The sequence below is a fragment of the Bradyrhizobium sp. GW821-FHT12B03 genome, assembly GCF_058807535.1.
The window spans coordinates 73442-87553 of record NZ_JBXAQU010000009.1 but is presented as its reverse complement, the minus strand read 5'-3'; the positions used below and the strand labels follow the sequence as shown (position 1 = coordinate 87553).

Sequence of the window (14112 nt, the reverse complement as noted above, 5' to 3'; positions counted from 1 at the left end):
ACGACGCTCGCGCGTCCCGACGCGTGCGGCGAAGAAATGTCGCGCCGCCGAGCCAAAATGCTTCCGCTCTGCCTCACGAGCCTTTCGGGGTTGCCAGATTTTCGAGCGGGGCGGTCAGGCGGCAAACGAGACCGGTCGAATCATAGGAAACGTCGACGGGGCCTCCAAAATCGTCTTCCAGCACCCGGGAGATGAGGCGTGAACCAAAGCCCACGCGGGACGGCTTCGACGCCATTGGCCCGCCAAATTCCTGCCAGACGAAAACGAATTTTGGCGCTCCGTCCTGATCCTCGCATGTCCATGTAATCGACACGCGGCCGCTCGCCACGGTCAGAGCGCCGTACTTCAAAGCGTTGGTCGCAAGCTCGTGGATCGCAAGGGACAGACCGAGAGCCTGCCGCGATTTGACGACGAGTGGAGGGCCCGAAACCGTGAAGCGGCCGTCGCCTGTCCGATAAGGCATGAGAGCGGTGTCGACCACATCCTGGAGGGGCGCGGCAGCCCAATTTGCGGCGGTCAACAGGTCATGCGCGCGTCCGAACGCGCCAAGGCGTGCCTGGTACTTTTCGAGGTCGGCTCTGCTGGATGGCTCGCGAAATGTCTGGGCAGCCACCGCGCTCAGGACCGCAAGCGTGTTCTTTACGCGGTGCTTCAGCTCCTCATTGATGAGGCCCAGCGCTTCCCTTGCCGTGTGCTCGGACGTGACATCTCTGCAGACGACAAGCACGCCGCCCACCTTGCCTTCGAGGTCGATCGGGCCAAAGCTGTACGTCCACCAAACGTCTTCGCGGCGACCGTGGCGCGTTACCGGTACAAGCTGGTCCTCGTTCCAGGTCGCGCCCTTCCCGGACATGACGTACTCGATCTGAGGACCAATGATGTCCCAGATCTCGGCCCAGCACTCCCGGCCCCCCGCTCCCAGCGCGCTCGGATGCCTTTCGGGGCCCATCGTCTCCCGGTACGCATCATTGTAGAACTGGATGAGGTCGGGTCCCCACCAGATGAACATCGGGTGGCGCGAGGTCAGAACGAGCCGCACCGTCACCCGAAGACTTTGAGGCCAGGTTTCCGGCGAGCCGACCGACGTTTTCGACCAGTCGAATGCGCGCGTCAAAGCGCCCATCTCGCCACCCCCGGCCAGGAAGTCGCTGACTCCATCCCCGTCCATACGCGCAACCTTACTCAAACACCGACCGCCAAACCCATCGTCGGAGTTGCGTAGCATACAATGCCCGACTTATGTCGTCATCCGCCTCGGTCGGGCCGAGCATGCGACATCAGCGAATGCTCCTGTCCAAAAACTGCCAGGCACAATGTGTGTCCGCTGAAGAAGGGAACGATGTCTGCCATATCCGAAAACCGGCCACGCCTTGTTTTCGGAACACTCCACTAACTCAACCTGAACCGCACACCGCTTCGCGCGAGCCCTCCTGAAATTCCAACCGGCGTCCCATCCGCCCGCCAGCAGGCGGCGCCGGTCATGGTGCCGTCGTCGTGGAAGGCGATGCCGTTCATACCACCGGCGACAGTCGCAACCTGCTGCACCTTGTGGCCGAGGCCCGCGAGCTTCACACGAACGGCTTCCGGCACCTTCTGCTCGACCTCGAGCGCGTTGCCCTCGGTCCACACGCGCGGCGCCTCGACGGCTTCCTGCAGGCTCATGCCGTGGTCGATCAGATTGACCAGCGCCTGCATCGCGCTCGGGAAGATGCGCTTTCCTCCGGGCAGCCCGAGCGCGTAGCGCAGCTTGCCGTCACGCAGCGCCATCATCGGCGACATCGAGGTCGTGACGCGCTTGCCCGGCGCGAGCGACAACGCATGGCCGGGACGCGGATCGAACAGGTTCATGTAATTGTTGGCGATGGCACCAAGACCGGGGATCATGATCTTGGCACCGAACAGATTGTTGATGGTCTGCGTGGTCGCGACCACGTTGCCGAAGCTATCTGCCGCCGTCATATGCGTGGTGTGCGCGCCTTCGAGCGGCGACACGCCGGCGCCCCAGGCCTGCGCGCGCGCCGGATCGATGGCGCGGCGGCGCTCCTCGGCATAGGCCTTCGACGTCAGCTTCTCCACGGGCACGCCGACATAATCGGGATCGCCGCTGGCCGCGGCGCGATCGGCGAAGGCGATCTTCAGGACCTCCGCGAGATAGTGGATCGTCTCTGATGTGCCGAAGCCGAGACCGCCGATGTCGTAGCCTTCCAGAATGTTCAGCATCTGCGCGATGTGCACGCCGGACGCCGCGGGCGGCGGCGGACCAAGGATGGTCCAGCCGCGATAATCGGCGCGGACCGGCTGCCGCTCGACGGTCTTGTAATTGGCAAGGTCATTGCGGCGGATGAAGCCGCCGGTCTTCTCCATGTAATCGGCGAGGATGTCGCCGAGCGGCCCCTCGTAGAGCGTTGTCTCGCCGTGGTCGGCAATGGTGCGGAGAGTCTCGGCATATTCGGATTGCACCACGCGCTCGCCGACCTTGAGCGGCTCGCCGTTCGGCAAGAAGACCGCCGCGATCGGCTTGTCCTTGCGCATCTCGGCAGCGCTCTCGCTGATGCATTCGTGCAAATAGGGCGTCGCCGCATAGCCGCGCGCGGCATGCTTGATCGCGGGCTGCATCACGTCGGCAAGGCTCATGGTGCCGAACCGGCGCAGCGTCTCGCACCAGGCTTTCAGCGAGCCCGGCGTCGCTACCGCCTTCGGGCCGTTGAGATTCTCGTTGCCGACGGTGTCGAACACATCATGTGCCGAGCCGGGCTTCGACGTGTAGGTGGTGTCGCGCACGGCCGACGGAGCCGTGCTCTGGCCGTCGATGAAACGATGGCTGCCGTCGGCCAGCCTGATATGGGCCATGCCGCCGCCGATGATACCGACCATCATCGGCTCGACCACGGTCAGCGTGAACAGCGTCGCGATCGCGGCATCGATGGCGTTGCCACCGGCCGCCAGCATCTCGGCCCCCGCGCTCGACGCCAGCGGATGGTTGCTCACCACCATGCCGCGGCTCGAGACCGCAGGCATTTTCTGGCATTCAAATCGCGTTGCCGTTCGATCGCGCCAGTTTCCGCTCATGCGGCTTGCCCCTCTTGTTATTCACGGCGGCGAGCACATCACACGCACGATTACGGGTCCAGTAATGGTACGGATTAGCTGGCATTCCTGATTCTGACATCATCGTTACCGTTGATTCGGACCTCCGCGATCCCCTTTGGATCGGGCCGGCACGTCCTGAGCGAGAAGAGCTCAGCATCCAGAAGCGATGCACGTTCGCGTGGCGTATTCCTGACCCAAGCACTCCAAAGGATTGATCTTCAGATGCACACGATCGTACTGGCCACCCAAAAGGGCGGCAGTGGCAAGAGCACGCTCGCCATCGGCCTTGCGCTGGCAGCCAAGCAGGCCGGCTTCACCGTCCGCCTGATCGAGACCGACCCGCAGGGCACCCTCTCCAACTGGCAGCGCCGCCGCAACAATGACGACGTCGTCGTCGAGCCGATCTATCACGCCGCCGATATCCAGCCTCGGCTGAAGATGCTCGCCGACAGCGGCCTCCAGCTCGCGATCGTCGACACCGCGGCCGGCCTGTCCGCCGCCACCACCGCCGCGATCCGTCATTCCGATCTCTGCCTGATCCCGGCCCGCCCGAGCGTCGCCGACATCGAGGCCACCGCCTCAACGCTCAGCGTCGCGCGCGCCTGGAAGCGGTCCTACAGCTTCGTGCTGAATCAGACGCCGATCCGCGGCCAGCGCATCGACAACGCTGCCAACACGCTCGCCGAGGAAGCCGCGCTCGATCTCGCCGACGTGCTCGCCCGCCCCCTGATCGTGATGCGCAACGACCACCAGGACTCGCTCGCCAGCGGCCTCGCCGTCAGCGAGTTCGCGCCGAACGGCAAGTCGGCCGACGAGATCCGCGGCCTCTGGCAGTGGATCGAGACCCGGCTCGAGCTCAGCGCCGCGACCAATGTCCTGATCGACCAGGTCATCTCGGCGGCGGACGGCATGCTGCATGCCGCCACCGAGCTTGCGGCGGACGAGACCACGACACTGGCGTCCTGAGCGGGGCGATCGCTCAGACGGCAGCCGGCCCTTCACCATCCGGAAGGGCCCAGCGACGAAGCAATCCGGCCACCAGCCCGGCCGGATTGCTTCGCTTCGCATTTTGGCGATGACGCCCTCGCACAAAATGTCGAAAACAACCCCATGCACAGTAGAACCGCGTTCAGCCGGGTTATCGCGGCGACGGCGCGCAGACGCCTGACTTGTCAGGCAAAACGGCTGTTCGCGAGCAACGGCGCTCTATCCCCGTCATTGCGAGCGCAGCGAAGCAATCCAGAGTCCCTCCGCGGACAGATTCTGGATTGCTTCGCTGCGCTCGCAATGACGGGTGGAGATAGCTACCCGATCTCATTTCTGACATTTCGGGCACCAGAAGGTCGACCGCCCGTTCTGGGTGAAGCGTTTTACCGTGCCGCCGCACTTCGGCGTCTTGCAGGTCTCGCCTTCGCGGTCATAGACCTTGAACGAGTGCTGGAAATAGCCGAGCTCGCCCGAGGTCTGGCGATGGTCGCGCAGTGACGAGCCGCCGGCCTTGATGGCGTCGTTCAGCACGGTGTGGATCGCACCGACCAACCGCTTGGCGTGATCGGTGGGCTCGCTCTTTTTGGTCGACAGCGTCGCGGCGATCCGGCGCGGCGACAGATGCGAGCGATGCAGGGCCTCGCAGACGTAGATGTTGCCGAGCCCCGCCACCACGCGCTGGTCGAGTAGCGCGGCCTTCAGGCTGGTCATCTTGCCTTCGCAGGAGCGCGCCAGCATCACAGCATCGAATTCGTTGCCAAGCGGCTCGGGGCCGAGATCGCGGAGCAGCGGCTCATCCTCGAGCGCATTGCGCGCGATCACTTTCATGTAACCGAAGCGGCGCGGATCGTTGAAGACGATGTCGGCGCCCGAGGACATCCGAAACAGCACGTGATCGTGCGTGGAGTCCTTAGCCCTGGGATAATGAAACTCGCCCGGTGCCGCCTCGTTGTCCGGCTTGATGACGCGGAACGAGCCGGACATGCCCAGATGCATCAGGAGCACGTCGCCGGAGCCGAGATCGGCCATGAGATATTTTGCACGGCGGCCGAGCCCCGTGACGACCTGCCCCTGGAGCCGGGCCACGAAATCCGGCTGGAACGGAAAACGCAGATCGGGCCTGCGGGCCTCGGCAACGAGGATTTTCGCACCCTCCATGACGGGCTGAAGGCCGCGGCGGACGGTCTCGACTTCGGGCAATTCAGGCATGGTCAGGCATTCACCTTATGAGGGCGGTGTGATAGCGCCATTGCGGCGGGCGCGCTATGGTCCGCCCTGTGGAGTAGAGTAATGGATCGGCCGGGCGAAACCACGCATTTTGGCTTCAAAGACGTCCCCCTGGGGGACAAACAGACGCTGGTGAACGATGTGTTTCACAGCGTGGCGTCGCGCTATGACTTGATGAACGATTTGATGTCCGGCGGCCTGCACCGGGTCTGGAAGGACATCATGATCAACGCCCTCAACCCGCCCAAGGGCGACCGTCCCTTCGCGTTGCTCGACGTTGCCGGCGGCACCGGCGACATTTCGTTCCGGGCTGCAAAAGCGGCAGGCCCCGGCTTCCATGCCACGGTCTGCGACATCAATTCCGACATGCTCGCCGTGGGCCGCGAGCGCGCCGCCAAGCGCCATCTGGAGACCCAGGTCGATTTCGTCGAAGGCAATGCCGAAGCGCTTGGCTTCGCCGACCGCAGCTTCGACGCATATACGATCGCTTTCGGCATTCGCAACGTGCCGCAGATCGACCTCGCGCTGCGCGAGGCCTATCGCGTGCTGAAGCCCGGCAGCCGTTTCCTGTGCCTGGAATTCTCGACCGTCGAGATGCCCGGGCTGGACCGGATCTATGATTTGTTTTCGTTCAAGGTGATCCCGCCGCTCGGCCGCATGATCACGGGCGACGCCGAGTCCTACCAATATCTCGTCGAATCGATCCGCAAGTTTCCAAAGCCGGGCGCCTTCGCCGACATGATCCGCGAGGCCGGCTTTTCCCGCGTGAACTGGCAGATACTCTCCGGCGGCATCGTCGCACTGCATTCGGGCTGGCGTTTGTGATTTCTGCCATCACTCACACTGCGCGCCTGATGCGCGCTGCGTTCGTATTCGCGCGCGAGGGCGTGTTCGGCTCGGTCGATCCGAGCCTGGTGCCGCCGCCCGGGCAGCTCGCGCTGAAGCTTGCGCGCATCGTCGAACGGCGCGGTCCAAAGCACGGACCGCGGCTGTCGCGCGCGCTGACCCGGATGGGCCCGGCCTATCTCAAGCTCGGGCAGTTTCTGGCCACCCGCCCCGACGTCGTCGGCGTCATCATGGCGCGCGATCTGGAAAGCCTCCAGGATCGCCTGCCGCCGTTTTCGCAAGCCGAAGCGGAAGCTGCGATCGCGACCTCGCTTGAGCGTCCGCTGACGGACGTGTTCGCCAAGCTGGGTCCGCCGGTTGCGGCCGCCTCGATCGCACAAGTGCATCGCGGCGAAGTGCTGCACGACGGCATCCGCAAGGCGGTCGCCGTGAAGGTGCTGCGGCCCAACGTCGCCTCGCGCTTCCGCCGCGACCTCTCCGATTTCTTCTTCGTCGCCCACAAGGCCGAAGCCCATTCGTCCGAGGCGCGGCGGCTGCGTCTCATCGAGGTCATCAACACCATGTCGCGCTCGGTCGCGATGGAGATGGACCTGCGGCTGGAGGCAGCCGCGCTGTCGGAGATGGCGGAGAACACAAGCGGCGATCCTGATTTCCGCGTGCCGACCGTCGACTGGGACCGCACCACGCACAACGTGCTGACGATGGAGTGGATCGACGGCATCGCGCTGAACGATCACAAGCGCCTGGAAGAGGCCCAGGTCGACCTGCCCGATCTCGGCCGCAAGGTGATCCAGAGTTTTCTGCGCCACGCGCTGCGCGACGGTTTCTTCCATGCCGACATGCATCCGGGCAATTTGTTCCTGGACGATGCCGGCCGTCTGGTCGCGGTCGATTTCGGCATCATGGGCCGGCTCGGGATGAAGGAACGGCGCTTCCTCGCCGAAATCCTGCTCGGCTTCATCACCCGCGACTATCGCCGCGTGGCGGAAGTGCATTTCGAGGCGGGCTACGTGCCTGCGCATCATTCGGTCGAGAATTTCGCGCAAGCGATCCGCGCCATCGGCGAGCCGATCCACAACCGCACCGCCGAGGAGATCTCGATGGCACGGCTGCTGACGCTGCTGCTCGAGGTCACCGGCCTGTTCGACATGACGACGCGGCCCGAGCTGATCCTGCTCCAGAAGACCATGGTGGTGGTCGAAGGCGTGGCGCGCGGCTTCGATCCCAAGCTCGACATCTGGAAGGTCGCCGACCCCGTGGTGCGCGAATGGATCGAGCGCAATCTCGGACCGATCGGCCGGGTGCAGGGCGCGCTTGCCGGCGGCGGCGATCTCGCCCGCGTGCTGATGCGGCTGCCCGACATCGCCCAGCGCTCGGTCGCCGTGCTCGAACAGCTCGAAGCCATGACCCGGGACGGCATCCGGCTGTCGCCGGAGAGCATCGCGGCGATGGGCCGCAGCGAGGGTCGCAAGAACCGCTGGCGCACGGTGGCGCTCTGGATCATCGCCGCGACCTTCATCGGCATCCTGATCGCCGTCCGGAATCTATGATTGCAATGCAATCACCTGATTGATAGCATCGCTATCATTCCGTGCTGGAGGGCGACATGGCGAGCCTGACCATCCGTAAGCTCGACGAACACGTCAAAACCTATCTGCGGCTGCGGTCGGCCAAGAACCACAGGTCGGTCGAGGAAGAGGTCCGGGTCATCCTGCGGGAGCTGATCGAGGGCCGCGAGGAGCCGCTGACGCCGTTTGCGGTGCCGCCCGCGGCATCCACCGCCCCCACGCCCCAGCGCACCGGCGCCCTCCCCGAGGCCAGCGTCACCCTGATCATCGGCGGCGGGATCGCGGCCTTCAAGTCGCTCGACCTGATCCGGAGGCTGAAGGAGCGGCGCATCGAGGTACGCTGCGTGCTGACCAAGGCGGCGGAGCAATTCGTCACACCGCTCTCGGTCAGCGCCCTCTCCCATGAGCGCGTCTACACGGATTTGTTCGATCCCCAGAGCGAGTTCGACGCCGGCCATATCAGGCTCGCGCGCGACTGCGATCTGATCGTGGTGGCGCCGGCGACCGCCGATCTGATGGCGAAGATGGCGAACGGCCATGCCGACGATCTCGCCAGCGCCATCCTGCTCGCGACCAACCGCAAGATCCTGCTGGCGCCGGCGATGAATCCGCTGATGTGGAACAATGCGGCGACCCGACGCAACGTCGCGCAGCTTCAGCGCGACGGCGTGGTGCTGATCGGGCCGAACTCCGGCGAGATGGCGGAGGCGGGCGAAGCCGGTGTCGGCCGCATGTCCGAGGCCATCGAGATCGCCACCGCCACCGAGCGCCTGCTGCGGCCGCCGGTGCCGCGCCCGCTTGCCGGCAAGCGCGTGCTGATCACCGCAGGTCCGACCCATGAGCCGATCGATCCGGTGCGCTACATCGCCAACCGCTCCTCCGGCAAGCAGGGTTTTGCCATCGCCGCGGCTGCGCAAGCGGCTGGCGCCGAGGTGATTTTGGTGAGCGGCCCGGTCGATCTCGACGATCCCGCCGGCGTCACCGTCAAGCATGTGGAATCCGCGCGGCAGATGCTGGAGCAGGTGCAGGCGGCGCTTCCCGCCGACATCGCGATCTTCGCCGCCGCAGTCGCCGACTGGCGTGTCGCCAACGAGGGCGAGCAGAAGCTGAAGAAGACCGCAGGCAGCATGCCGCCGCTTCAACTCGTGGAAAATCCCGACATCCTCGCCACGATCTCAAAACTGACCGACAGGCGCCCGCCGCTGGTGATCGGCTTTGCCGCCGAGACCGAGCATCTCATCGACAACGCCAAGACCAAGCTCGCCCGCAAGGGCTGCGACTGGATCGTCGCCAACGACGTCTCGCCGGCGACCGGCGTGATGGGCGGTGACCGCAACACCGTCCACCTCATCAGCAAGAATGCTGAGAAGAACGGCGAGATCATTGTTGATTCCTGGCCGGTGATGACCAAGGAACAGGTCGCCACCGAACTGGTCGCGCACATCGCAAAGGGCGTGACCGGCAAATCCCTGGAGTCCGCATCTTGAGCACGAAGGTCACCGTCGAATTGCAGCAATTGGCCCACGCCGAAGGCTTGCCGCTGCCGGCCTATCAGACCGCGGAGGCCGCCGGCCTCGACCTGATGGCCGCGGTTCCCGACAGCGAGCCGCTGACGCTTGCGCCCGGCCAGTATGCGCTGGTGCCGACCGGCCTTGCGATCGCGTTGCCGCCCGGGCACGAGGCGCAGGTGCGGCCGCGCTCGGGACTGGCCGCCAAGCACGGCATCACCGTGCTGAACTCGCCGGGAACCGTCGATGCGGACTACCGCGGCGAGATCAAGGTGATCCTGATCAACCACGGCGCGGCCCCGTTCGTGATCAAGCGCGGCGAGCGGATCGCGCAGATGGTCATCGCGCCCGTGGTTCAGGCCGCGCTGGTTCCCGTGGCGACCTTGTCGACGACTGATCGCGGCGCCGGCGGCTTCGGCTCGACCGGCCGCTAGCCGCGCCGTGAGTTGGATGCACCTCTCCCGCTTGCGGGAGAGGTCGGCGCGAAGCGCCGGGTGAGGGTTCTCTCCTCTGGGGGGTGTCCCGCTGGGGAAACACCCTCTCCCCAGCCCTCCCCCGCAAGCGGGGGAGGGAGCGCATCTGCTTCGCGGGAACGACTCGCCCAATATTCATCGCGCTAACGCACGACAATTTCAGCCGAATCATCCGAAGAACTACGTGAGCCTGGAACGGCGCACCCGGCATTTTTTTGGGGCGGCCTTTGCGTTCACGATCTGGACTCTTACCGGTGGAGTCACGGTGAGGGTATTGTCTCTTGATTCGCGCACGACGGGGGTCGCCGCGCGTAAATTCGTGCGGTCTTGGGGCAACTATGTCAGGCGTGATCGTGTCGATGCGTCGGACGCTGCTATCGTGCTCATCGCTCGTGCGCAACGGCCTGATCGGGAGCGCTCTCGCGGCGTTGCTGCCGGCTGCGCCGGCTGAGGCCGCCGACTTCGTCGACACACTCTCGATATTGCTGGACTTCAACCGGCAGGAACTCGCGGTGCTCGCCACCGCGCTGGCGCTGCTCGGCTTCTCGGTCGTGGCCGCCATCCTGTTGATGCGCACGCGCGTACGCACGGCGAAGAACGAGGCGCGGCTGCGCGCGCGGATCGGGGAACTGCAACTCCAGGCCGACCGCTTCGGCGCCCTGCTGTTTGCCGAGCCGCAGATCCTGATCTCCTGGCCGGCCGGCGACAATCGCGCGCAGATTTCCGGCGACACCTCGATGGTGCTGCCGCGCGACTCCTCCCCGCAGCGCGTGCTGGCGTTCGGAACCTGGCTGCCGCCGGAGCCCGCGCTGCAGATGGACCACGCTGTGGATGCGCTGCGCGACCGCGGCGACGGGTTCCAGCTGACGCTGACCACAGCCAACGGCCACACGCTGGAAGCCATTGGCCGCGCCATCGGCGGCCAGGCCATTGTCAGGATTCGCGAACTCTCGGGCCTGCGGCGCGAACTGGCCGAGACCAGCCTGCGCCACAAGGCCCTGCTCGACGAGACCGAGATGCTGCGCGGCTTCGCCGCCGCCGCACCCTGGCCGATCTGGGCCAAGGGAGAGAACGGCGCGCTGACGTTCGCCAACCCGGCCTATGTCCGTGCGACCGAGGCCGCGAGCGTCAGCGACGCCCAGGAGCGCAAGCTCGAGCTGCTCGACAGCGCCGACCGCAACGCGATGGAGCGGGGACTGAAGGACACCGCCAGTTTCGCCTCGCGGCTGCCGATCGTGATCGGCGGCGAGCGGCGCATCTACGATGTGCGCGCCGTCAATGTCGGCAGCAGCAGCGTCGGCGTCGCGATCGATGCCAGCGAGGCGGATGCGCTGAGCTCGGCGCTGGTGCGGATGGCGGAGGCGCATCGCCGCACGCTCGACCAGCTCTCCTCGGGCGTCGCCGTGTTCGACGGCCAGCGGCGCCTCGCCTTCTACAATGATTCCTACCGCCGGCTCTGGGACCTCGACCGCACCTTCCTCGACGCCAATCCCGATGATTCCAGCGTGCTGGACCAGCTCCGTGCCGCGCGAAAACTGCCGGAGCAGCCCGACTTCCGCGCCTGGAAGGCCAAGCTGCACGAGGCTTATCGTGCGGTCGAAGCGGCGAAAGACACCTGGTATCTGCCCGACGGCCGCGCCCTCTCGGTCGTCACCACGCCGAATCCGGAGGGCGGCGTCACCTATCTGTTCGACGACGTCACCGAGAGCCTCGAGCTTGCCCGCCGCTTCGACGGCATGATCCGCGTCCAGCGCGAGACGCTGGACAGCCTCGCCGAGGGCGTCGCGGTGTTCGGCAGCAACGGCAAGGCGCAGCTGTTCAACCCGGCCTTCGTCCGGATGTGGAAGCTGTCTGCCGACGCGATGCGCGACGAGCCGCATATCCAGACCGTCGAAGGCTGGTGCCACCAGCTGTTCGACGACCCCGTGGTCTGGCGGCAGATCCGCGAGGCCGTCACCTCGATCGAGAGCCGCGCCGACGTGCCGCTGAAGCTTGAGCGCAAGGACGGCAGCGTGCTCGACGGCATGATCCGGCCGCTGCATGACGGCGCCACCATGCTGACGTTCCAGGACATCACCGACACCGAGAACGTCGAGCGCGCGCTGCGCGAGCGCAACGAGGCGCTGGAGACCGCCGACCAGATGAAGGTGGATTTCGTCCACCACGTCTCCTACGAGCTGCGCTCGCCGCTCACCACCATCATCGGCTTCGCGCATTTCCTCAGCGACCCCTCGACCGGACCGCTGACGCCGAAACAGGCCGAATATCTCGACTACGTCACCAAATCGACCAATGCGCTGCTGGCGCTGACCAACAACATTCTCGATCTCGCCACCATCGACGCCGGCGCGATGAAGCTGGAGCTCGGCCCCGTGGACGTCAGCAAGACCATCGAGCTGGCCGCGGAAGGAATCCAGGACCGGCTCGCCACCGACCGTATCCGTCTCAAGGTCGAGATCGCACCCGATATCGGCAGCTTCATCGGCGACGAGAAGCGCGTGGTGCAGGTGCTCTATAACCTTCTCGCCAACGCCGTCGGGTTTTCTCCACAGGATTCCACCGTCGGCATCAGCGCGCGCCGCACCGAGCACAGTGTGGTCTTCACCGTGACAGATTCCGGGCCTGGAATACCCGCCGACATGAAGGACAAGGTGTTCAACTGGTTCGAAAGCCGCTCGCAGGGGTCGCGTCACCGCGGCGCCGGCCTCGGCCTGTCGCTGGTCCGCTCCTTCGTCGAGCTGCATGGCGGCAAGGTGCGGGTGGATTCGATCGTGGGCAGGGGCACGGTCGTGATCTGCGACTTCCCGACCGACCGGGCGGCGCATCGCGACGCCGCCGAATGACTGCGCCAACCACATTCTCCGTCGCGCTCCACAACGAGACGGCGACTGCGCAACTGATGGCCGATCTGGCGCTGCTGGTCGGGCCGGGCGACGTCATCACGCTCACCGGCGATCTCGGCGCCGGCAAGACCGCGGCGGCCCGCAGCCTGATCCGCTACCTCGCCGGCGACGAGACGCTGGAGGTGCCGAGCCCGACCTTCACCCTGGTGCAGGGCTATGAGCTGCCGCCGTTTGCGGTGATGCATGCCGATCTCTACCGCGTCGAGGACGAAAGCGAGCTCGAGGAGATCGGGCTGTCGCCGCTGCCGGACGCAACCCTCGTCCTGATCGAATGGCCGGAGCGTGCGCCGTCGGCGATGCCGCAGGACCGCATCGACATCGCGCTGACGCATCGGCCGGCGCTGGGCTCGAATGCGCGCGCCGCCGACATCACCGGTTACGGCAAGAGCGCCGCCACCGTCGCGCGGCTGAAGGCGCTGCGCGAATTCCTCGATGCATCCGGCTACATGGATGCAACGCGCAAGCGCATGGCGGGCGATGCCTCCACGCGCTCCTACGCGCGGCTGCTGCGCGACGACGGCGTCGTCATCCTGATGAACTCGCCGCAGCGTCCCGATGGCGCGGCGATCTACAACGGCAAGTCCTACAGCGCCGCGGTGCATCTTGCCGAGAACATCAAGCCGTTCGTTGCCGTCGACGAAGCCCTGCGCGTGGCGGGCGTCTCGGCGCCGGCGATCCACCATTACGATCTCGACCACGGCTTCCTGATCTCCGAGGATTTCGGCAGCGAGGGCGTGATCGAAGGCGATCCGCCGCGCCCGATCGTCGAACGTTACGAAGCTGCCACCGACGTGCTGGCCGTGCTGCACAGAAGAACATTGCCGGAGACGCTGCGGCTGCCGGATCAGACCTACGACATCCCCGTCTTCGACATCGAGGCGATGCTGATCGAAATCGGCTTGATGCCGGAATGGTATCTGCCCGATCGCGGCGCCCCGCTGAGCGACGAAAAGCGCGCGGAATTTTTCGCGATGTGGCGCGAGCTGCTGAAGAAGCCGCTTGCGGCGCCGAAGACCTGGATCATCCGCGACTATCACTCTCCGAACTTGATCTGGCTCGCTGACCGCGACAACATCCAACGCGTCGGCGTGATCGATTTCCAGGACACCGTGCTGGGGCCACAATCCTACGACGTGGTGTCGCTGCTCCAGGACGCCCGCATCGACGTGCCCGAGAATCTCGAGCTGACGCTGTTGTCGCGCTACATCAAGGCGCGGCGTGCCGATGATGCGAGCTTCGATCCGGCCGGCTTCGCCGAGCTCTACGCCATCATGTCGGCGCAGCGGAACACCCGTCTGCTCGGCACCTTCGCGCGGCTCAACCGCCGCGACGGCAAGCCGCATTACCTGCGCCACCAGCCACGGATCTGGACCTATCTCCAGCGTTCGCTGGCGCATCCCGCGCTCGCCGATTTGCGCGACTGGTATCTCGCCAACGTCCCGCCGCCCCAAGGGCTCCGCCAGGGCTGATTCCCGGTCGATTTACCGGCTGTTAGCCAAGACGTCGGTAT

The 14112-nt window shown here is 65.7% G+C and carries 10 protein-coding genes; 7 read left to right on the top strand and 3 right to left on the bottom strand.

What is annotated here, in order from left to right:
- Nucleotides 1–73: 73 nt before the first annotated feature.
- Together AC1RUR_RS18910 and ggt are read right to left on the bottom strand one after the other, a co-directional pair.
- A complete protein-coding gene (locus tag AC1RUR_RS18910) occupies nt 74–1168 on the bottom strand; it encodes a sensor histidine kinase (protein ID WP_492846640.1) in 1095 nt (364 codons plus the stop codon).
- A 221-nt stretch (nt 1169–1389) separates the two neighbouring features.
- The gene (ggt, locus tag AC1RUR_RS18905; protein ID WP_492846638.1) at nt 1390–3069 is read right to left on the bottom strand and encodes a gamma-glutamyltransferase; all 1680 of its coding nucleotides are present in this window, start codon (nt 3067–3069) and stop codon (nt 1390–1392) included.
- Nucleotides 3070–3312: 243 nt separating this feature from the next.
- On the opposite strand from ggt, the gene AC1RUR_RS18900 reads away from it, so the two are divergent.
- A complete protein-coding gene (locus AC1RUR_RS18900; protein WP_492846636.1) occupies nt 3313–4056 on the top strand; it encodes a nucleotide-binding protein in 744 nt (247 codons plus the stop codon).
- A gap of 348 nt (nt 4057–4404) precedes the next feature.
- On the opposite strand, the gene mutM is transcribed toward AC1RUR_RS18900, so the two are convergent.
- Entirely contained in the window at nt 4405–5286 is an 882-nt protein-coding gene (mutM, locus tag AC1RUR_RS18895; RefSeq protein WP_492846633.1) for a bifunctional DNA-formamidopyrimidine glycosylase/DNA-(apurinic or apyrimidinic site) lyase, read from the bottom strand.
- A gap of 81 nt (nt 5287–5367) precedes the next feature.
- Between mutM and ubiE the strand changes: the two genes are divergently transcribed.
- The 6 genes from ubiE (at nt 5368) to tsaE (ending at nt 14071) form a co-directional block, all read left to right on the top strand.
- Nucleotides 5368–6129 (top strand): bifunctional demethylmenaquinone methyltransferase/2-methoxy-6-polyprenyl-1,4-benzoquinol methylase UbiE, encoded by a 762-nt coding sequence (gene ubiE / locus AC1RUR_RS18890; RefSeq protein WP_492846631.1) that lies wholly within the window; start codon nt 5368–5370, stop codon nt 6127–6129.
- Entirely contained in the window at nt 6126–7700 is a 1575-nt protein-coding gene (ubiB, locus tag AC1RUR_RS18885) for a 2-polyprenylphenol 6-hydroxylase (RefSeq protein WP_492846629.1), read from the top strand. The genes ubiE and ubiB overlap by 4 nt, the downstream gene beginning before the upstream one ends.
- A gap of 56 nt (nt 7701–7756) precedes the next feature.
- Nucleotides 7757–9205: a bifunctional phosphopantothenoylcysteine decarboxylase/phosphopantothenate--cysteine ligase CoaBC gene (gene coaBC, locus AC1RUR_RS18880; RefSeq protein WP_492846627.1), complete on the top strand. Its 1449-nt coding sequence runs from the start codon at nt 7757–7759 to the stop codon at nt 9203–9205.
- Nucleotides 9202–9660: a dUTP diphosphatase gene (dut, locus tag AC1RUR_RS18875; protein ID WP_492846625.1), complete on the top strand. Its 459-nt coding sequence runs from the start codon at nt 9202–9204 to the stop codon at nt 9658–9660. Before coaBC ends, dut begins: the two co-directional genes overlap by 4 nt.
- 377 nt (nt 9661–10037) lie before the next feature.
- Entirely contained in the window at nt 10038–12542 is a 2505-nt protein-coding gene (locus AC1RUR_RS18870) for a sensor histidine kinase (protein WP_492846623.1), read from the top strand.
- Nucleotides 12539–14071: a tRNA (adenosine(37)-N6)-threonylcarbamoyltransferase complex ATPase subunit type 1 TsaE gene (tsaE, locus tag AC1RUR_RS18865; protein WP_492846621.1), complete on the top strand. Its 1533-nt coding sequence runs from the start codon at nt 12539–12541 to the stop codon at nt 14069–14071. The genes AC1RUR_RS18870 and tsaE overlap by 4 nt, the downstream gene beginning before the upstream one ends.
- Nucleotides 14072–14112 lie beyond the last annotated feature (41 nt).

Coding starts and splice junctions, on each gene's coding strand:
- coaBC (WP_492846627.1), top strand. CDS start 7,757: ATGGCGAGCCTGACCATCCGTAAGCTCGACGAACACGTCAAAACCTAT.
- AC1RUR_RS18870 (WP_492846623.1), top strand. CDS start 10,038: ATGTCAGGCGTGATCGTGTCGATGCGTCGGACGCTGCTATCGTGCTCA.
- tsaE (WP_492846621.1), top strand. CDS start 12,539: ATGACTGCGCCAACCACATTCTCCGTCGCGCTCCACAACGAGACGGCG.
- ubiE (WP_492846631.1), top strand. CDS start 5,368: ATGGATCGGCCGGGCGAAACCACGCATTTTGGCTTCAAAGACGTCCCC.
- ggt (WP_492846638.1), bottom strand. CDS start 3,069: ATGAGCGGAAACTGGCGCGATCGAACGGCAACGCGATTTGAATGCCAG.
- AC1RUR_RS18900 (WP_492846636.1), top strand. CDS start 3,313: ATGCACACGATCGTACTGGCCACCCAAAAGGGCGGCAGTGGCAAGAGC.
- AC1RUR_RS18910 (WP_492846640.1), bottom strand. CDS start 1,168: ATGGACGGGGATGGAGTCAGCGACTTCCTGGCCGGGGGTGGCGAGATG.
- mutM (WP_492846633.1), bottom strand. CDS start 5,286: ATGCCTGAATTGCCCGAAGTCGAGACCGTCCGCCGCGGCCTTCAGCCC.